General features: G+C 59.0%; 20 protein-coding genes. 16 read left to right on the top strand and 4 right to left on the bottom strand.

What is annotated here, in order from left to right; all coding sequences use genetic code 11:
* The first annotated feature begins 91 nt into the window (after positions 1-91).
* On the top strand, positions 92-739 hold the full coding sequence (locus tag DUT91_RS08680; protein ID WP_114440185.1) for an AzlC family ABC transporter permease: 648 nt from the start codon (positions 92-94) through the stop codon (positions 737-739).
* Positions 736-1,083 (top strand): AzlD domain-containing protein, encoded by a 348-nt coding sequence (locus DUT91_RS08675; protein ID WP_114439969.1) that lies wholly within the window; start codon positions 736-738, stop codon positions 1,081-1,083. The genes DUT91_RS08680 and DUT91_RS08675 overlap by 4 nt, the downstream gene beginning before the upstream one ends.
* An 11-nt stretch (positions 1,084-1,094) precedes the next feature.
* On the opposite strand, the gene DUT91_RS08670 is transcribed toward DUT91_RS08675, so the two are convergent.
* From DUT91_RS08670 to DUT91_RS08655, 4 genes are all read right to left on the bottom strand, one after another.
* A complete protein-coding gene (locus DUT91_RS08670; protein WP_114440184.1) occupies positions 1,095-1,517 on the bottom strand; it encodes an HIT family protein in 423 nt (140 codons plus the stop codon).
* A gap of 61 nt (positions 1,518-1,578) precedes the next feature.
* Positions 1,579-2,769, bottom strand: coding sequence for a GNAT family N-acetyltransferase (locus DUT91_RS08665; RefSeq protein WP_114439968.1), 1,191 nt, complete (start codon positions 2,767-2,769; stop codon positions 1,579-1,581).
* 103 nt (positions 2,770-2,872) lie between these two features.
* Complete coding sequence (locus tag DUT91_RS08660) at positions 2,873-3,598, bottom strand: glycerophosphodiester phosphodiesterase (RefSeq protein WP_114440183.1); 726 nt, start codon at positions 3,596-3,598, stop codon at positions 2,873-2,875.
* A 2-nt stretch (positions 3,599-3,600) separates the two neighbouring features.
* Positions 3,601-4,065, bottom strand: coding sequence for a RidA family protein (locus DUT91_RS08655; protein ID WP_114439967.1), 465 nt, complete (start codon positions 4,063-4,065; stop codon positions 3,601-3,603).
* Positions 4,066-4,187: 122 nt separating this feature from the next.
* Here DUT91_RS08655 and DUT91_RS08650 point away from each other — a divergent pair, with 122 nt between their 5' ends.
* The 14 genes from DUT91_RS08650 (at position 4,188) to DUT91_RS08585 (ending at position 17,975) form a co-directional block, all read left to right on the top strand.
* Entirely contained in the window at positions 4,188-5,027 is an 840-nt protein-coding gene (locus DUT91_RS08650; RefSeq protein ID WP_114439966.1) for a cell envelope integrity EipB family protein, read from the top strand.
* Positions 5,028-5,242: 215 nt separating this feature from the next.
* Positions 5,243-5,632 (top strand): antibiotic biosynthesis monooxygenase family protein, encoded by a 390-nt coding sequence (locus tag DUT91_RS08645; RefSeq protein WP_200834926.1) that lies wholly within the window; start codon positions 5,243-5,245, stop codon positions 5,630-5,632.
* 244 nt (positions 5,633-5,876) lie between these two features.
* Positions 5,877-6,677, top strand: a complete 801-nt coding sequence (gene rpsB / locus DUT91_RS08640; protein ID WP_114439965.1) for a 30S ribosomal protein S2 — start codon at positions 5,877-5,879, stop codon at positions 6,675-6,677.
* Between the two features lie 115 nt (positions 6,678-6,792).
* Positions 6,793-7,716 carry a translation elongation factor Ts gene (tsf, locus tag DUT91_RS08635; RefSeq protein WP_114439964.1) on the top strand — a complete coding sequence of 308 codons (924 nt, stop codon included), beginning with the start codon at positions 6,793-6,795 and terminating at the stop codon, positions 7,714-7,716.
* 113 nt (positions 7,717-7,829) lie between these two features.
* A complete protein-coding gene (gene pyrH, locus DUT91_RS08630; protein ID WP_114439963.1) occupies positions 7,830-8,552 on the top strand; it encodes a UMP kinase in 723 nt (240 codons plus the stop codon).
* Between the two features lie 34 nt (positions 8,553-8,586).
* On the top strand, positions 8,587-9,147 hold the full coding sequence (gene frr / locus DUT91_RS08625) for a ribosome recycling factor (RefSeq protein ID WP_114439962.1): 561 nt from the start codon (positions 8,587-8,589) through the stop codon (positions 9,145-9,147).
* Positions 9,148-9,283: 136 nt separating this feature from the next.
* Positions 9,284-10,021, top strand: a complete 738-nt coding sequence (locus DUT91_RS08620; RefSeq protein WP_200834925.1) for an isoprenyl transferase — start codon at positions 9,284-9,286, stop codon at positions 10,019-10,021.
* Between the two features lie 41 nt (positions 10,022-10,062).
* Positions 10,063-10,875, top strand: coding sequence for a phosphatidate cytidylyltransferase (locus DUT91_RS08615; protein WP_114439961.1), 813 nt, complete (start codon positions 10,063-10,065; stop codon positions 10,873-10,875).
* A 60-nt stretch (positions 10,876-10,935) separates the two neighbouring features.
* Entirely contained in the window at positions 10,936-12,075 is a 1,140-nt protein-coding gene (gene rseP, locus DUT91_RS08610; protein WP_114439960.1) for an RIP metalloprotease RseP, read from the top strand.
* Positions 12,076-12,306: 231 nt separating this feature from the next.
* The gene (gene bamA, locus DUT91_RS08605) at positions 12,307-14,691 is read left to right on the top strand and encodes an outer membrane protein assembly factor BamA (RefSeq protein WP_114439959.1); all 2,385 of its coding nucleotides are present in this window, start codon (positions 12,307-12,309) and stop codon (positions 14,689-14,691) included.
* A gap of 51 nt (positions 14,692-14,742) precedes the next feature.
* Positions 14,743-15,798, top strand: a complete 1,056-nt coding sequence (gene lpxD, locus DUT91_RS08600; RefSeq protein ID WP_114439958.1) for a UDP-3-O-(3-hydroxymyristoyl)glucosamine N-acyltransferase — start codon at positions 14,743-14,745, stop codon at positions 15,796-15,798.
* Positions 15,791-16,267: a 3-hydroxyacyl-ACP dehydratase FabZ gene (fabZ, locus tag DUT91_RS08595; protein ID WP_114439957.1), complete on the top strand. Its 477-nt coding sequence runs from the start codon at positions 15,791-15,793 to the stop codon at positions 16,265-16,267. Before lpxD ends, fabZ begins: the two co-directional genes overlap by 8 nt.
* A 7-nt stretch (positions 16,268-16,274) precedes the next feature.
* Positions 16,275-17,105, top strand: coding sequence for an acyl-ACP--UDP-N-acetylglucosamine O-acyltransferase (gene lpxA / locus DUT91_RS08590; RefSeq protein ID WP_114439956.1), 831 nt, complete (start codon positions 16,275-16,277; stop codon positions 17,103-17,105).
* Positions 17,106-17,108: 3 nt separating this feature from the next.
* A complete protein-coding gene (locus tag DUT91_RS08585) occupies positions 17,109-17,975 on the top strand; it encodes an LpxI family protein (protein WP_114439955.1) in 867 nt (288 codons plus the stop codon).
* Positions 17,976-18,007 lie beyond the last annotated feature (32 nt).

The following is an 18,007-nucleotide window of genomic DNA, read 5'->3' as shown; positions in this document are numbered from 1 at the left end:
CTCCGATAGCGGAACCTACGATCTGGCGACGCGCCTGCGCTGGTTCCTGCGCGGCGCATCGCGCATATTCAGCGTGCCCGCCATTCTGCTGATGAGTTCATTCGTTGGGTTTGCGGGGCTCGCCATCGAAAGCGGCATGAAGATCGAGCAGACCGTGTTCATGACCATTGTCATCTGGGCTCTGCCGGCGAAGGTGGTGCTGATCGGGGCCGTGACATCGGGTGCGACATTGCCCGCGGCAGCGCTTGCGGTCGCTCTGTCTTCGGTGCGGCTGATGCCGATGGTTGTGGCCCTGCTGCCGGAATTGCAGGGGCCGCGCACCCGCCGCATCACGCTGCTTTTTCTTTCGCACTTCGTCGCCGTGACGGCCTGGGTGATGGCGATGGAGGAACTGCATAAAATACCGCGCGACCTGCGGACCAGCTATTTCGCCGGTATCGGCGTGGTGCTGGTCGGCGTCAATGCGCTCGTGGTGGCCATTGTCTACATGCTGTCGGCGTCATTCCCGCCGATCGTTTTTGCCGCGCTCTTCATGCTGACGCCGATGTATTTCCTGACGTCGCTCTGGCGCTCGGCGCGTGAAAAAGCAGGGCAGATCGCCATGATCGCCGGCCTCGTGCTCTTCCCGGTCTTCCACGCGCTGGTGCCGGGCTCCGACCTGTTGTTGACGGGCCTGGTCGGAGGCGTCTGCGCATTCATGTTTCACCGTATCCAACGAAACCGTCTGGAGGCGAAATGACCTGGCAAAGCCTGCCCGATTGGTGGTGGCCATTCGTGTTCATCCTGGCCGCAGGATGGTTCGCGACCGATATCTGGCGGTTTCTCGGCGTGTTTATCGGCGGGCGGATCCGCGAAGATTCCGAAGTGCTGGTCTTCGTACGCTGCGTCGCCACGGCGCTCGTCGCTGCCGTGATCGCCCAGCTCATCCTTTTCCCGACCGGCGAACTGGCAAGTTCCCCGATCTGGCTTCGTGTCGGCGCCGCAGCCGGCGGTTTCGCGGTGTACCTCGTCGCCGGCAAGCGCGTTCTTGTCGGCGTCCTGGCGGCGGAGGTGCTACTCGTTACCGGGCTTCTGGCGTTATAAACCGAGTGATATCAAAGCGCTGCGATGATTTTTTGAGCGTTTCTGGAAAGAACTTCGGGGTCTTCCATTTTTCCGCTATGCGGTTTCAGCGCCACGCCTTCGAAGCGCGGGATCACATGAAAATGCAGATGGAATACCGACTGGCCGCCTGCCGGTTCGTTGAACTGCATCACCGTGACGCCATTAGCGTCGAAAGCTTTTTTCACCGCAATCGCGATCTTCTGCACGGCAGCCATCAGAGGGCCAAGCGTGTCCGGTGCAGCGTCGAGTAAATTGCGCGACGGGGCTTTGGGAACAACCAGCGTATGGCCTTCACCCTGCGGCATCACATCCATGAAGGCGATGACATGGGCATCCTCATAGACGCGGGCTGACGGAATTTCACCGCGCAGGATTCTGGCAAAGATATTGGTGTCGTCATAGGTCTCGGTCATTCCCAAAATCTCCATTTTGATCTGCATCGAGCCATAGGCGATCCGGGCCCGGACGAAAAGATCATCCTTCCGCTTTCCGAAAAGGCGTGTGCTCCTGAAGGGCCATGTTCAGCCGCTCGATCTCGCGGCGTTCGCGTTCGAGATAATCCTCGACTGCCCGGCGAAAGCCTTGGTGAACGATATAATGGGCAGAGTGCGTCGTGACAGGGACATAGCCGCGGGCCAGCTTGTGTTCGCCCTGGGCGCCGGCCTCGACGATCTTCAGCCCTTTCGAAATGGCAAAGTCGATCGCCTGATGGTAGCAGACTTCGAAATGCAGATAGGGATGTTCCTCTATACATCCCCAATGGCGCCCGAAAAGCCTGTTCGAGCCGATGAAATTGATGGCGCCGGCGATATAGCGTCCATCGCGCTTGGCCATGACGAGCAGGATGTCGTTGGCCATTCGTTCACCGATCAGCGAATAGAATTTGCGGTTGAGATATGGGCGGCCCCATTTTCGGCCGGCCGTATCCATGTAGAAGGCGAAAAACTCGTCCCAGATCGTCTCGGTCAGATCGCTTCCCGTGAGCCAATCGATACTGATGCCATCGACAAGCGCCTCGCGCCGTTCTTTCCTGAGCGCCTTGCGTTTGCGGGAGGCGAGTGTTTCCAGAAAATCATCGTAGCTGCTGAAGCCATTGTTGATGAAATGGAACTGTTGGTCGGTGCGATGCAGGAAACCTGCTTCGGTCAGGGTAGCGAGTTCGTCCTCGGGCAGAAACGTGACATGTGCTGAAGAAACGCCGCGCTGTTCCGCCATTTGGCGCAAGCCGGCGGCAAGTGCCTGCCGCACACCTTCCGGATGCAGGGATTTGTCGTGGAAAAGCCGGGGCCCCGTTGCGGGTGTGAAAGGGACGGACGCCTGATATTTCGGATAATACTCTCCGCCCGCCCGCTCGAATGCATCGGCCCAGCCATGGTCGAAGACATATTCGCCCTGGCTATGGCCTTTCAAATAGCAGGGAGCGGCACCCAACAGCCGGCCCTTGGCGTCTTCGAGCCGCAGATGCTGCGGGAGCCAGCCGGATTTGCGCGAAACGCAGCCCGACTCTTCCAGAGACGTCAGAAAACTATAGGAGATGAAGGGGTTATAGCCGTTGTCGGGATTGGACGTTCCGGAAAGTCCGTTCCATTCATCGGGCGTGAAGGCCGTCAGGCTATCGCAGACGCGCAAGACAAAACTGTACTCGTCCCGGTCCTGTTCGTTCACGCGTCCGCCCTTGCTGTCGCTGCCATTGCCTTGCCATATCGTGAGAGAGCCAGCCTACGGCAAGGACAAAACCGGATGCAAGCGTTCGAATTGCCGGCGATCGTCAAGCCATCATCGAAATCGGGTTGAAACCCTCGAAGGTGATCTGGTCGGCGAAGAGGTCGCTTTGTGCCTTCGCTGCCTGGTCCCGGACGGTCCATGTAATGACCGGCAGCCTGAGTTTCTCGCGTACGAAGGCGACGAAGGGGTTGGGCAGATGGTGGACATTATAGGAAACGAAGGCAAGTTCATGGGCCAGCATGGAGAAATGCGCTTCGATATTCCTGGTTTTCACACCTTCCGCCGTCAATCCACCGGGAATACCAGGCGCGTCGGCCGGGAAACGCCGAACGAGATGGTGGTCGAACGACATGATGGCGGCGTGGCCCTCATAGCCCTCAAGCTCACTTGCCACCGCCGCGACAAGGCCGTCATCCCGCCCGGGAATACCCTTTAACTCGATAATGACCGGGACACGTCCGGCGATCAGCGCCAGAGCTTCGCGCAGGGTCGGAACGCGGTCCTCCGTTTCGCCGATTTGGAGGGCGGTGGCCTGTGCCGCGGTCAGTTCCTGGATCTGGCCATCCTTGCCGCTCAATCGCTTCAGATCCTCGTCATGAAAGACGATCGCGACGCCGTCCTTTGAGAGATGTACATCGCATTCAATGGAAAAGCCCGCCTTGGCGGCGGCATCGAATGCTGAAAGCGTATTCTCCCAGCACTTGTTATTGAGATCATGAAGACCACGATGGGCTATGGGGCGTTTGGTCAACCAGTCGAGTTGCGTCATGATCATGCAATCTCGATGATCGCTTCGATCTCGACAGGCGCGTTGAGGGGCAGGGAAGCGGTGCCCACCGCCGAGCGCACATGCCGCCCTGCATCACCCAGAACGGCAACGAAAAGATCGGACGCGCCATTGGCGACGAGATGCTGTTCGATGAAATCCGGCGTCGAGGCGACGAAGATGGTGATCTTGACGATGCGCTTGATCCTGTTGAGATCGCCCAATGCGGCCTTGGCCTGCGCCAGGACATTGATTGCGGCGGCGCGCGCAGCTTCCTGCCCCTGCACGATCGTCAATCCATCTCCGAGGAGCCCGGTATGAACCAGCTTGCCGCCGACGAGGGGCAATTGACCTGATGTGAAAAGAAGCGAGCCGCTTTGCGTGTGGGACACATAATTGGCGACAGGCGCCGCCGCCTCGGGGATGACGATGCCGAGATCGGCAAGACGCGTCTCGATGGTAGTGCTCATAATGGATAATCCTCGCGGAATGTGTCGCAGAATCGATGGAAGTTTGATGAAGTTGCGATTTTTGCCTCGCTTCCGCCACGAGTTTTTTTAAGATGAGGCGATATTGAAACGGAGAATCCTTGATGCGTTCGATGAGTGTTCTGGTTGCCGGCGCCGGTCTCGCCGGTTTTGCATTTATATCGTCTCCGGCATTCGCGGCCGGCACGCTCGCTCTCGTTCCTCATCGCGCTGTTTACGACCTGCAACTCGACAATGCCGAGGAGAAATCCGGCATCACGGGTCTGACAGGCCGCATGGTCTATGAGTTCAACGGATCTGCCTGCGACGGCTATACCACCAATTTCCGTTTTGTGACGCGGATCGACATGGATGAGGCGCCGCCGCGTCTCACCGACCAGCAGACGACGACATTCGAGTCGGGCGACGGCAATCTGTTTCGGTTCGTCAACAAGACCTTTGTCGACAAGGAACTGGCCAAGGAAGTCCGTGGCGACGCCAAGCGGACGCCAAAGGAAACCGAGGTTACGCTCACCAAGCCCGAAGCCAAGAAGCTCGATCTTGCGCGTTCGCAGTTTCCCACCCAGCACATGGAAGAGCTGATTTCCAAGGCCGAGAAGGGCGAGGTATTTTACCAGACTTCGCTGTTCGATGGATCGGAAGATGCCGACCGCATCATGGCGACGACCGTCGTGGTGGGCAAGGAAGAGAAGCCCGCCTCCGACGAGGAGGCGAAGGCGATGGGCAAGCTTTCCTCCGACAAGATGTGGCCGGTGAGCATCGCCTATTTCGATGACAAGCAAAATCAGGAAGGCCTGCCCGTTTATCGCATCAATTTCAAGCTCTATCGCAGCGGCATCACCCGTGACCTGACCATGAATTACGGCGATTTCTCCATGAAGGGAAAACTCGTCAACCTGCAGGTGTTCGATCAGCCAAAGGATGCCTCCACCTGCAAGAAGTGAGGTAGTGCGGAATACCCTCATCCGGTCGAACGCAAGGCGGGGTGAGGGTGTTTAATATCTGTCTGCAAGTAAATATATTTAAATTTTGATATTCACTAAATATTCAAGCGGCAATCACTGATATTTGTTCGATGACGACGTTGAAATGCGAGGGTAAATATCTATCTATTATCTGCTTCGCGTCTTTGATCATCTTATTTGAAGGGGATGGTTCAATGAAGTCTGCTTCATCAATTGCCACTACGGCCAAGGGGACGACGATTGCGCCCGCAAGAGGTCGTATTCATCACTCCATCTACATTACGTTGAAAGATAAGAACCCCGCCGCCGTTGAGAAGCAGCTGGAGCTCGGGAAAAAATACCTGAACGATCACCCCGGCGAGCTATCCTTTTTCGCGACGGTCGTGGCGCACGATCTTACGCGCCACAAGCAGGTCTCCTACCTCTTCAATGAGGACGATTTTGACGTAGCCTTTCACATGGTATTCGCCGACCGTCAGGCGCATGATACCTACCAGATTTCCGATGCACACGTGAACCACTTCATCCCGCAGAGCAATCTCAACTGGGTGAAAATCCGCGTATTCGACTCGGTAGAGATCTGAGTCCATCCTCCGCTGCACATTCCGGGGTCCATCCGGGGGCTTGTACATCAGGCCCGAGGATGGAAACCATAAGAGCGATTACACGCTCCAGAATGTCAAAGCTTGCAATTCCACCTCATATCCGCTAACAGCCGCATTATTCCACACACGGGGTTGGGTTGGTATCGGGAGAAATCCGATATGACCTCCGGTGGCGGGCAACCGCCTCTTCCCGTGGAGGTTCAACCGGAAAAGGAAATACAGCATGGCATTGCCTGATTTCAGCATGCGCCAGCTTCTTGAAGCTGGCATTCACTTCGGCCACCAGACACATCGCTGGAACCCGAAGATGGCGCCGTACATCTATGGTTCGCGCAACAACATCCACATCATGGATCTGGCCCAGACCGTTCCGCTGCTGCACCAGGCGTTGAAGGTCGTTTCCGACACGGTCGCTCGTGGCGGCCGCGTTCTGTTCGTTGGCACCAAGCGCCAGGCTTCGGAGATCATCGCCGACGCCGCTGGCCGCTCGGCCCAGTATTACGTGAATGCGCGCTGGCTCGGCGGCATGCTGACGAACTGGAAGACCATTTCCAATTCGATCCAGCGTCTGCGCAAGCTCGACGAACTGCTCTCCGGCGAAGCCCAGGGCTTCACCAAGAAGGAGCGCCTGAACCTCGATCGTGAGCGCGACAAGCTTAACCGCGCCCTCGGCGGTATCCGTGACATGGGTTCGGTTCCCGACCTGATGTTCATCATCGACACCAACAAGGAAGCGATCGCCATTCAGGAAGCCAAGCGTCTCGGCATCCCGGTCGTCGCCATCATCGATTCCAATTGCGATCCGGATCAGATCGACTATCCGATCCCGGGCAATGACGATGCTGCGCGTGCGATTTCGCTTTATTGCGACCTTATCGCCAAGGCCGCTCTCGACGGCATCGCCCGTCAGCAGGGCGCACTCGGCATGGATATCGGCGCCCAGGCGGAAGTGCCTGTCGAGCCTGCGCTCGAAGTACCTGCCGCTCCCGCTGCCCCTGCCGAAGGGACTGAACCCTCCGCGTGAGGGTTCATACACCCGTTGTGACGGGTGGATAATTTTAGTTCGATCCGATGCACGAGGCGTCGGCAATGTGGGCATGCCGGAAACGGTATGCCTTCGCTTTCACGAGAGGCGACAAATGAGCATTTCAGCATCCCAGGTAAAAGAACTTCGCGAACTCTCCGGCGCAGGCATGATGGACTGCAAGACCGCGCTGGCCGAGACCAATGGCGACATGGACGCCGCCATCGACTGGTTGCGCAAGAAGGGGATTTCCAAGGCCGACAAGAAGGCGGGCCGTACAGCGGCCGAAGGCCTGGTGGGCGTTGCTTCCTCCGGCACCAAGGCGGTTGTCGTCGAGGTCAATTCCGAGACCGATTTCGTTGCCCGCAACGATGCCTTCCAGGAAATCGTCCGCAATGTCGCCACGGCGGCGCTTGGAACGGACGGCACCACGGAAGCTGTTGCCGTGGCGACCTATCCCGGCTCCTCCAAGACCGTGACGGACACCATCAAGGATGCCGTCGCCACGATTGGTGAAAACCTCAGCTTCCGCCGCTCGGCCGCACTGACCGTCGGCAACGGCGTGGTTGCCACCTATGTGCACAACGGCGTTTCCGATGGTCTCGGCAAGATGGGCGTGCTCGTCGCCATCGAGACGACGGGCAATGCCGATGCCGCTCAGGCTTTCGGCCGCCAGGTGGCGATGCATGTCGCCGCGACCAACCCGCTCGCGCTGACCCCTGCCGAAATCGATCCGGCCGCTGTCGAACGCGAAAAGGCGATCTTCGCCGATCAGGCCCGCCAGTCGGGCAAGCCGGAAAACATCATCGAAAAGATGGTCGAAGGCCGCCTGCGCAAGTTCTACGAGGAAGTTGTCCTTCTCTCGCAGGCGTTTGTCATCAATCCGGATCTGACGGTTGAGGCAGCGCTGAAGGACGCGGAAAAGACGATCGGCGCTCCGGCCAAGATTACCGGCTTCGTTCGCTTCGCGCTTGGCGAAGGCATCGAAAAGGAAGAAAGCGACTTTGCGGCGGAAGTTGCTGCAGCCGTAAAGAAGTAAGGCCTGGAAAGGCCAACGGTTTGAGGGGCATCGCGTGACATCGCGATGCCCTTCGTGTATCCGGGACCGGAATCATGTTTAGGCACGGCCAATCGCGCGAACGAGGGGATTTCATGTCTGGTACGCCCATCTACAAACGGGTTTTGTTGAAAGCCTCGGGCGAGGCGCTGATGGGGAATCAGGGCTTCGGGATCGATGTTTCCGTGGCCGACCGTATCGCAGGCGATATAGCCGAGGCGAGGTCGCTCGGCGTCGAGGTTGGCGTGGTGATCGGCGGCGGCAATATCTTCCGCGGCGTTGCCGTTGCCTCCAAGGGCGGCGACCGGGTCACCGGGGACCATATGGGCATGCTCGCAACCGTCATCAATTCCCTGGCGCTGCGCACGTCGCTCGTCAAGATCGGCGTCGATACGGTCGTCCTGTCGGCCATCGCCATGCCTGAGATCTGCGAGAGTTTTTCGCAGCGCCAGGCAACCGCCTATATGGATCAGGGCAAGGTCGTGATCTTTGCCGGCGGAACGGGAAATCCCTTTTTCACCACTGATTCCGCCGCAGCCCTGCGCGCAGCCGAAATCGGCGCCGACGCGCTTTTCAAGGGCACGCAAGTGGATGGCATCTATTCCGCCGATCCAAAGAAACATCCCGATGCGGAGCGTTTCGAACGGCTGACTCATAAGGAAGTTCTTGATCGTGGGCTCGCCGTGATGGATACAACCGCGGTTGCTCTTGCGCGTGAGAACAACATTCCGATAATTGTCTATTCCATCCATGAAAAAGGCGGTTTCGCCGAAATCTTGCTGGGCAAGGGACGCTGTACCACGGTTTCCGACGCCTAAGCGGGAATTGAGAGCGGACTGAAGGAGAAAAAGCATGAGTGACGCTCTGGACCTCAATGATATCAAGCGCCGCATGGAAGGCGCCATTCAGGCTTTCAAGCATGATCTTGGCGGCTTGCGCACAGGCCGCGCATCGGCAAGTCTGCTGGAGCCGATCACCATCCAGGCCTACGGTTCGGAAATGCCGATCAACCAGGTCGCCAACATCTCGGTTCCAGAGCCGCGCATGCTTTCGGTGTCCGTCTGGGACAAGTCGATGGTCGGTGCGGTAGAGCGTGCGATCCGCGATTCCGGCCTCGGCCTCAACCCGATCACCGACGGCACGACGCTGCGCATTCCCTTGCCGGAACTGAACGAACAGCGCCGCAAGGAACTGGTCAAGATCGCGCATCAATATGCCGAACAGGCGCGCATCGCAGCGCGTCATGTGCGCCGCGACGGCATGGATCAGCTGAAAAAGCTGGAGAAGGATAGCGTTATCGGTCAGGATGACGGACGTGTCCTTTCCGAAAAGGTACAAAAGCTGACCGACGAGACCATTTCGGAAGTGGACAAGTTGCTGACGGCCAAGGAAGCGGAGATCATGCAGGTCTAGAGCTTCCGCGCGTCCATTGGATGCGCAAAGCACGCTCTGGCACTTCAAGATGCTGCATATTGTCCTTTAATTCGATTTCGATTTAGGAAATTATGCAGTAGCCTGCATTCCGTTTCCGCACTCAAACGGGGGAGCAATGCCCATATCCAATCCGCGCCACATCGCCATCATCATGGATGGCAATGGCCGTTGGGCGAAGGCGAGGGGCCTGCCACGCACCGCCGGGCACAAGGCGGGCATGGAAACCCTGCGTGAGATCGTGCAAAAGGCGGGCGAGCTTGAAATCGGCTGGCTGACGCTCTTTGCATTCTCGTCCGAGAACTGGTCGCGTCCGCGCAGCGAGGTCAGCGATCTGATGGGGCTCCTGAAGCTCTTCATCCGGCGCGATCTGGCCGAACTGCACCGCAAGAATGTTCGTGTGCGGATCATCGGCGAACGCGAGGGGCTTGCGAAAGACATTCGCAGCCTTCTGGCGGAGGCCGAGGCGCTGACATCGGGCAATACCGGGCTCAACCTGGTCATCGCCTTCAACTACGGCGCGCGGGATGAGATCGCGCGGGCGGTGCGGGCGCTTGGCCAGGAGATCGCCGCGGGCAGGCTCGACCCGTCGGCGATAACGCCGGAAACCATAGCGGCGCAGCTCGACACAGCGGATATTCCCGATCCCGATCTCATTATCCGCACCAGTGGCGAAATGCGCCTTTCCAATTTCCTGCTCTGGCAGGCCGCCTATTCGGAGTTTCTGTTCGTGCCGTGTTTCTGGCCGGACTTCAAACCGGCCAATCTCGTCGATGCGATAGAGACGTTCCAGATGCGCGAGCGGCGCTTCGGGGGCGTCGAATCACAGGTTCATGCTCAGGATATCGCGCTGTGAGCTTTCCGGTTCCTCGGTGGCTCACACCGGGAAAGGTCAGTATGTCCAATCTTCAGACACGCATTGTGACCGCGATCATCCTGGGAGCAGGGGCACTCCTGCTGACATGGGTAGGCGGCACCAGTTTCACGCTGCTCGCCATCGTCATAGGCGCTGCGGTCTTCCATGAATGGACGTCGCTTACGGCGTCGCGGCAGACATTGTTCGCTCGCGCCTTCGGATGGCTCTGGCTCGCGCTTGTATCGATTCTGCTCCTGTGGGGCGGGAGCGCCTCTCTGACGATCGGTACTCTCGCCGCAGGAGCCGCTTTTCTGCTGCCGCTTACCTGGGAGAAAAGCAGGGGCTGGCCGGTCGCAGGGCTGCTCTATGCCGGCCTCCCGATGATCTCGCTCTCCCTGCTGAGAGGGGACGAGCCTTTCGGCTTCACGGCAATCGTCTTTCTCTTCGCTGTGGTGTGGGCGACTGATATTGCTGCCTATTTCAACGGTCGTGCCATCGGTGGCCCGAAGCTTGCGCCGCGCTTTTCGCCGAACAAGACCTGGTCCGGGGCGATCGGAGGCGCGGCTGCAGCCGTCGCTGCCGGGATCCTCGTCGCATCGCTGGCGACGCCTCCTGGAAATTTCGTCGTGCCTGTCCTTGCCTTCCTTCTTTCCGTGGCCTCACAGATAGGGGATCTCGCGGAATCCTGGGTCAAGCGGGTTTTCGGCGCCAAGGATTCAGGCCGGCTCCTTCCGGGCCATGGCGGCTTCATGGATCGCGTCGATGGGCTTGTGGCGGCGGCTGTGCTGCTGTACCTCATTGGCGCTATCTTCGCTGAACCGGATGTGCCTTCCGCTATCTTCTTCAGCATGTAATCGACTATTAAGTTATGATGGCGTTCTGCATCGTGCAGGGTGCCACGCCAGGAGCGTATTGTGGGAGACTTCGTCTCATATCTTTTCGGCAGCAACAGCCTGCTTGTTGGAACGCTCGTGCCGTTCCTTTTCGTGCTGACAGTCGTGGTTTTCGTGCATGAGATGGGGCATTATCTCGTCGGACGGTGGTGTGGCATCGGCGTCAAGGCGTTCTCGGTGGGATTCGGTCCTGAACTCATCGGCTTTACCGACCGCAGCGGCACGCGCTGGAAGCTTTCCGCCATTCCGCTCGGCGGCTATGTCAAGTTCGTCGGGGACGAGGGTGTGGCAAGCGCGCCTTCGGAGGGGGCGGAAGAGGGGCTGAGCGAGGCCGAAAAGGTCGTCGCCTTTCACCATCAGCCGGTCTGGAAGCGCGCGGCCACGGTTTTTGCCGGTCCAGCCTTCAATATCCTTTTGACGATCGCCATCCTGGCTGTGTTCTTCGCCCTTTATGGGCGCGTGGTCGCCGATCCGATGGTGGCAGAACTGCGTCCGGACAGCCCTGCCGCGGTAGCCGGCTTCGAGCCGGGCGACCGGTTCCTGACCGTCGACGGGGAAAAGGTTTCGACCTTTGCCGACGTGCAGCGCTACGTGTCGGGCCGGGCGGGCGACCCGATTCGCTTTACCGTGGAGCGTGGGGGGCGCGAAGTCGCACTGACCGCCACGCCGGAGCTTATCGAGCAGACCGATCCTCTGGGCAACAAGGTCAAGATTGGCGTCATCGGCGTTGTCAACAACGAAGCGCTCGGCAAATTCAGGACTATCGAATACGGACCGGTCGAATCGGTACGGCAGGCGGTGCTGGAAACCGGCTATATCGTTGCCCGGACTGGGGAATTCTTCGGCCGGTTCTTTGCCGGGCGCGAGGACAAGTGCCAGCTCGGCGGTCCCGTCAAGATCGCCAATATGGCCGGCCAGGCGGCAAGCAGGGGGTTCTCGTGGCTGGTCCAGCTGACCGCGATGCTGTCCATCGGTATCGGCCTTTTGAATCTTTTTCCGCTTCCGCCTCTTGATGGCGGGCATCTGGTCTTCTATGCCGCTGAGGCGGTTCTGCGCCGACCCGTTCCGGTCGCGGTGCAGGAAATTTTCTTTCGCGTGGGCTTCATTACGGTGATGGGGTTCATGGCGTTCGTACTCTTCAACGATATATTCGCCTGCTGAACAGGTGCTAATCAAAGGTAAAGAAAGAGGGACGATTTCGGGAAAACGGGAAAAGCGTTTACCATAACGCAGGATTGGCGTGGCATGGATGTCACGGTTCGAAGCGAAGTAAACAGAATTTAACCGTAGCGCTTGCTTGTATGAAAAAACCAGTTATTACGGTGGTTTGAGACAGGTGCTTTTTCTGGGATCTCGCCCGGGGACAACGAGAAACGAAGGTTCAGAAAGCCAATGACGGCAAGTTCGAAATTCTTTGGCGCCGCCTCCGCGATCGCCATGTCAGTGGCTCTCGCGGCCTCCGGTGCAACCGCTGTTTCTCTGGTCGCGATCAGTGCCGCCGAGGCCGCCGTGGTCAGCCGCATTGAGGTTCGGGGAAACAAGCGTGTCGATGCGACCACGATTCGCGACAATATCGGCATCCAGCCCGGCAAATCCTTTTCGAACGCTGATATCGATGAGGCGATCAAGCGCCTGTTCGGTATGGGTCTGTTCTCCGATGTCCAGATCCACCAGTCCGGCGGTGCGCTCGTCGTCAATGTCAGCGAATATTCCGTGGTCAATCAGGTCCTGTTCCAGGGCAACAAGAAGATCAAGGATCCCGATCTTGCCCGTGCGGTACAGTTGAAGCCGCGTGAGGCCTTCGATCCTGCCAAGCTCGATGCCGACAAGCAGGCCGTCCAGGACGCTTATCGCCGTATCGGCCGCAGCGATGCGGTCGTCAATGCGCGTACCGTCGATCTGGGCGAGGGCCGCGTCAATGTGGTCTATGAGATCAATGAGGGTGGCCGCACCAAGATCGGCGCCATCAATTTCGTTGGAAACGATGCTTTTGGAGCCCGTCGTCTGCGCGATGTCATTTCCACCAAGCGCTCCAATCCGCTTTCGTGGCTGACGCGCGGCGACATCTACGACGAGGACAAGCTGCGTGCGGACGAAGAGGCTTTGCGCCGCTTCTATTACAATCGCGGCTATGCCGATTTCCGCGTGGTTTCCTCGAATGCCATTCTCGACGAGACGACGAACGAATATACCGTCACAATCACCATTGACGAAGGGCAGAAGTACACCTTCGGCGACGTGCTGGTGGAAAGCACGGTTCCCGGCGTCGATACGGAGTCGGTTCGCAACAAGATCAAGACACAGCAGGGCGGTGTCTACAGTGCGAAGGAAATCGAAGATTCCGTCATCGGCATCACGGAGCGTGTGGCCGGGAGCGGTTATCCTTTCGCCAAGGTCGAGCCGCGCGGCGATCGCGATTTCGAGAACCACACGATCTCGTTGGTCTACAGCATCGATGAGGGCGTGCGCGCCTATGTGCAGCGGATCGAAATCCGCGGCAACGAGAAGACGCGCGATTATGTCATTCGTCGCGAATTCGACGTCAGCGAAGGCGATGCCTTCAATCAGGTGATGATACAGCGCGCCAAGCGCCGCCTCGATGCGCTCGACTTTTTCCAGACGGTCAATATCTCGACCGTGCCCGGTTCCGAGCCGGATCAGGTCATCCTGGTCGTTGACGTCGTCGAGAAGCCGACAGGCGAATTCTCCATCGGCGGCGGCTATACCACGGGCGGCGAAACGCCTGGTGCGTCGGTCGAGGCATCGATCACGGAGCGCAACTTCCTCGGCCGCGGCCAGTATGTCCGCATCGGTGCGGGCGGTGGCCAGGACGATGCCCGCAACTATTCGTTCTCCTTCACCGAGCCCTATTTCCTCGGCCAGCGCATGTCGGCAGGCTTCGATGTCTTCCGCAAGTCGTATTCGCTGAAGGATCGGTATGATGTCGAGCAGACAGGCGGCACGATCCGTTTCGGCCTGCCGATCACCGACAATTTCTCTGCTGGCGTGGCGTATAACTACGTGCAGGAGAAGTATGAGCTCGACGATTACGTCCTGAACGAAGATGGTTCGGTGAACTATGACCGCGTTGCGCCGGCCATCGTTGAGGCTGCGGAAGAAAGCCCGTGGATCAAATCGTCGCTCAGCTATTCGCTGACCTATAATTCGATCGATGATGTCAAGAACCCGCATGAAGGTATTTTTGCGCGCTTTACGCAGGAATATGCCGGTGTCGGCGGCGATGCGAAATACCTGAAGTCGACCTTCAAGGGCAGCTACTACAAGACGCTTTCGCAGGAAGCCGATATCGTCGGCCTTCTCGGTGTCGGCGGCGGTTATATCCACGCCTTCGACGACGACGGTGCGCGCATATTCGATATGTTCAAGAACAATACGGATATCATCCGCGGCTTCAAATATAACGGTATCGGCGCGTTCCAGCGGTCGGGCAATGGCGAGCGCTATTATCTGGGTGGCACGACCTATATGAATGCCACCGCGGAAGTGCAGTTCCCGATGCCAATGGTCCCCGAAAGCCTGGGTATCCGCGGAGCGGTCTTCGCCGATGCGGCAACGCTTTATGGAACCGAATACGAACCGGGTCCTGGCCAAAATGCAGTCGAGGGTGATAGCAGCAAGCTGCGCGCTTCGGCGGGTATCAGCCTGATGTGGGCTTCGCCCTTCGGTCCACTGCGCTTCGATTACGCATGGCCGATCATGAAGGAAGACACGGACAAGGTGCAGAACTTCAATTTCGGCATTTCGAGCAAGTTCTGATAGATTTGCCTTCTCCCGGGGCTTGTCCGTCTCGGGAGAGAAAGTGCTTTGATGGCAGATCCAAATTTTTTCACGCCGTCGCGTCAATTGACAATCGGCGACATCGCCGAGTTTACCGGTGCAAAGCTCCGCGATGCGGAGCTTGCGTCGCGTATGGTCGGGCGTCTGGCCTCGCTTGCGGATTCCGATCCGGATGCCCTGGTTTTCCTGGCGGGCAAGAAAAACGCGGGCAATCTTGCCAATCTGAAGGCGGCGGGCGTTCTCTGCACCGAAGATCTGCAAGGCAGCATCCCTCCGGGCATCGCGGTACTCCTGACCCGCAATCCTCACCGAGACTTTTCTGCAGTTGGCAGAATGCTGTTTCCGGCCTCGGCGCATCCGGTGCCTTGGCTGGGTGAGTCTGGCATATCCAAGAGCGCCAGTATCCATCCAACGGCCGAGATCGAATCGGGCGCCACCATCGAGGCGGGAGCGGTTATCGGCAAAGGTGTCGCCATCGGCGCCGGTACCGTCATTTCGGCGACAGCCGTCGTCGGCGCATTTTGCCAGATTGGACGCGATAGTTTCGTAGCTCCGGGTGTTTCCATCCAGTATGCCTTTATCGGCAACCGTGTTTACCTGCATCCAGGCGTGCGTATCGGCCAGGACGGCTTCGGCTTTGTTCCGGGCGCGCGCGGCATAGAGAAGGTGCCACAGCTTGGCCGCGTCATCATCCAGGACGATGTCGAGATCGGGGCCAACACCGCCGTTGATCGCGGCGCCCTGGCGGATACGATCATAGGCGAGGGCACCAAGATCGATAATCTCGTGCAGATCGGCCATAATGTTCGCATAGGGCGGCATTGCCTGATTGCCGCTCAATGCGGCATTTCCGGAAGCGTCACGATCGGCGACATGACCATGCTCGGCGGCGGGGTCGGGCTGGCGGATCATCTGACAATCGGTTCAAACGTTCAAATCGCGGCGGCAAGTGGCGTGATGAACGACATTCCGGACGGCGAAAAATGGGGCGGCCTGCCTGCACGTCCGTTCAAGCAGTGGTTCCGGGAAGTCGCAGCGCTTCGCAGCATAGGACAGCCAAAAAGGGAGAAGTCTTCGGATGAGTGAGACAGGGCGGGTCAATCTGAACGCGGCCGACATTCAGCGCCTGCTGGCGACCTTGCCACATCGCTATCCGTTCCTGTTGATCGATCGCATCATCGATATCGATGGCGACCAGTCGGCGACAGGCGTCAAAAACGTCACGATCAACGAGCCGCATTTTGCCGGGCATTTTCCCGATAATCCCATCATGCCTGGCGTTTTGATAATCGAAGCAATGGCCCAGACAGCGGGAGCGATTTCGCTTATGCATCGCGGCGCCGACAAACCGGGCATCGTCTATTTCCTGACCATCGACAACGCCAAATTCCGCAAGCCTGTCGTGCCGGGCGATCGCCTGCTGCTCCATGTCAAGAAACTCAGGCAGCGTTCCAACATATCGAGATTCGAATGCGTTGCGGAGGTCGACGGCGTTCGGGTGGCCGAAGCCGAAGTAGCTGCTATGATCGGCATGGCCGAAGACAGCAAAGCGTGAGCCCATCATGAGCGAGACTTTTATCCACCCGACCGCTTTGGTCGAAAAAGGTGCGGAACTCGGCACGGGCGTATCCGTCGGCCCGTTCTGCCATGTCGAGGCCGGCGCCGTTATCGGCGACGATGTCACGCTGATGAGCCATGTCGTGATCACGGATGCTACCACGCTCGGTACAGGATCGAAGGTTTATCCTCATGCGATCCTCGGCTGCGACCCGCAGAATGGCAAGCACAAGGGCGGCCCGACGACGCTGACGGTCGGGCGCAATTGCACCATCCGCGAGGGCGTCACGATGCACCGGGGATCGGATTCGAGCCGCGGCCACACCTCAGTCGGCGACAACTGCACCTTTCTCGCCTACGCGCATGTCGCCCATGACAGCGATGTCGGCAACTACGTGACGTTCTCTAACAATGTGATGATCGGCGGACACTGCTTCATCGGCGACCATGTCATCATCGGTGGCGGCGCCGGCGTGCACCAGTTCTGCCGCGTCGGCCATCATGCTTTTGTCGGGGGCCTTGCGGCACTCGTTCACGATCTCATCCCTTACGGAATGGCAATCGGCGTTCAGGCCCATCTGGGTGGGCTTAATATCGTCGGCATGAAGCGTTCCGGCATGACGCGGCCGGAGATCCACAATGTTCGCCGCGCGTCCCGCATGCTGTTCGACCGCACCAAGCCGGTCAGGGAGCGTGCCGACGACGTTTTGCAGGCGATGCCCGATTCGCCTGCGGTCGCCGATCTGATTTCCTTCATCACCGTCGATACCAAGCGGGCCTATTGTACGCCGCTGATCGACACCGCCGATCATGGCGGGCGTGACGACGAGAGCTGAGGCATGCCCGTGGCGCCCGGTATCGACGCCGCAGGCCGAACGGCCATCATCGCGGGAAGCGGCCTCCTGCCGCTAAAGGTGGCCGAAAGCCTGGAAGCCCAGGGTCGCCCGCCTTTCATCGTTGGTATAAAGGACGAGGCCGATCCCACGCTCTACCGCTACGACCACGCGGAGATTTCGCTTGTGGAATTTCGCAAGCTGATCGGCTCGATGAAGGCCGCCGGGGCGCGTAATGTCATATTGGCGGGTGGCGTGCGCGGCCGTCCGCATTTTGCCGATCTGCGGCTCGATGGCCCGACGCTTGCCGCCATACCGCGGATGATCGGGGCGCTCGGTCGGGGTGACGATGCGCTGTTGCGCGCCTTCATCGGCCTTGTCGAATCCTATGGCTTTAGGGTTGTGGGTGCGCATGAGATCGTGCCCGATCTGCTTGCTCCTCCCGCTGCCTGCCTGACAGAGAAAAAGCCCGGGACGGAAGACCAGCGCAATATCGCCATCGCGCGAGAGGCGGCCCGCCTGATCGGCGTCCTTGATGTCGGACAGGGCACCGTCGCGGTCGGTGGCCGGATCGTGGCGCTGGAAGGCGCCGAGGGTACCGACGCCATGCTGGAGCGTATCGTACATCTCCGCGCAGCCCGGCGGATACCACGCAGGGGCGGTGTCCTGGTCAAATGCGCCAAGCCGACGCAGGACGAGCGCGCCGACCTGCCGGGCATTGGTTTGTCGACAATCGAGAATGCTGCACGCGCCGGACTTTCCGGCATTGCGGTCGAGGCCGGCAAGACATTCATTCTCGGCTTCGGAGAAACCGTAGCGGCGGCCAATGAGAACGGCATTTTCATAGAGACGTTCAGTTCGAAACGAGATTAAGCTACTGCATATTTGATCTTTGGTATGAGAGA

The organism is Paramesorhizobium salinisoli (assembly GCF_003335045.1).
Lineage (GTDB): Bacteria > Pseudomonadota > Alphaproteobacteria > Rhizobiales > Rhizobiaceae > Paramesorhizobium > Paramesorhizobium salinisoli.
The sequence above is the reverse complement of the archived record's forward strand: the minus strand, read 5'-3'. Positions and strand labels throughout refer to the sequence as shown.

Coding starts and splice junctions, on each gene's coding strand:
- DUT91_RS08620 (WP_200834925.1), top strand. CDS start 9,284: ATGCCCATATCCAATCCGCGCCACATCGCCATCATCATGGATGGCAAT.
- lpxA (WP_114439956.1), top strand. CDS start 16,275: ATGAGCGAGACTTTTATCCACCCGACCGCTTTGGTCGAAAAAGGTGCG.
- DUT91_RS08670 (WP_114440184.1), bottom strand. CDS start 1,517: ATGACCGAGACCTATGACGACACCAATATCTTTGCCAGAATCCTGCGC.
- fabZ (WP_114439957.1), top strand. CDS start 15,791: ATGAGTGAGACAGGGCGGGTCAATCTGAACGCGGCCGACATTCAGCGC.
- bamA (WP_114439959.1), top strand. CDS start 12,307: ATGACGGCAAGTTCGAAATTCTTTGGCGCCGCCTCCGCGATCGCCATG.
- lpxD (WP_114439958.1), top strand. CDS start 14,743: ATGGCAGATCCAAATTTTTTCACGCCGTCGCGTCAATTGACAATCGGC.
- frr (WP_114439962.1), top strand. CDS start 8,587: ATGAGTGACGCTCTGGACCTCAATGATATCAAGCGCCGCATGGAAGGC.
- DUT91_RS08645 (WP_200834926.1), top strand. CDS start 5,243: ATGAAGTCTGCTTCATCAATTGCCACTACGGCCAAGGGGACGACGATT.
- DUT91_RS08660 (WP_114440183.1), bottom strand. CDS start 3,598: ATGACGCAACTCGACTGGTTGACCAAACGCCCCATAGCCCATCGTGGT.
- DUT91_RS08615 (WP_114439961.1), top strand. CDS start 10,063: ATGTCCAATCTTCAGACACGCATTGTGACCGCGATCATCCTGGGAGCA.
- DUT91_RS08675 (WP_114439969.1), top strand. CDS start 736: ATGACCTGGCAAAGCCTGCCCGATTGGTGGTGGCCATTCGTGTTCATC.
- pyrH (WP_114439963.1), top strand. CDS start 7,830: ATGTCTGGTACGCCCATCTACAAACGGGTTTTGTTGAAAGCCTCGGGC.
- rpsB (WP_114439965.1), top strand. CDS start 5,877: ATGGCATTGCCTGATTTCAGCATGCGCCAGCTTCTTGAAGCTGGCATT.
- DUT91_RS08680 (WP_114440185.1), top strand. CDS start 92: ATGAGTTCATTCGTTGGGTTTGCGGGGCTCGCCATCGAAAGCGGCATG.
- DUT91_RS08655 (WP_114439967.1), bottom strand. CDS start 4,065: ATGAGCACTACCATCGAGACGCGTCTTGCCGATCTCGGCATCGTCATC.
- DUT91_RS08650 (WP_114439966.1), top strand. CDS start 4,188: ATGCGTTCGATGAGTGTTCTGGTTGCCGGCGCCGGTCTCGCCGGTTTT.
- tsf (WP_114439964.1), top strand. CDS start 6,793: ATGAGCATTTCAGCATCCCAGGTAAAAGAACTTCGCGAACTCTCCGGC.
- DUT91_RS08585 (WP_114439955.1), top strand. CDS start 17,109: ATGCCCGTGGCGCCCGGTATCGACGCCGCAGGCCGAACGGCCATCATC.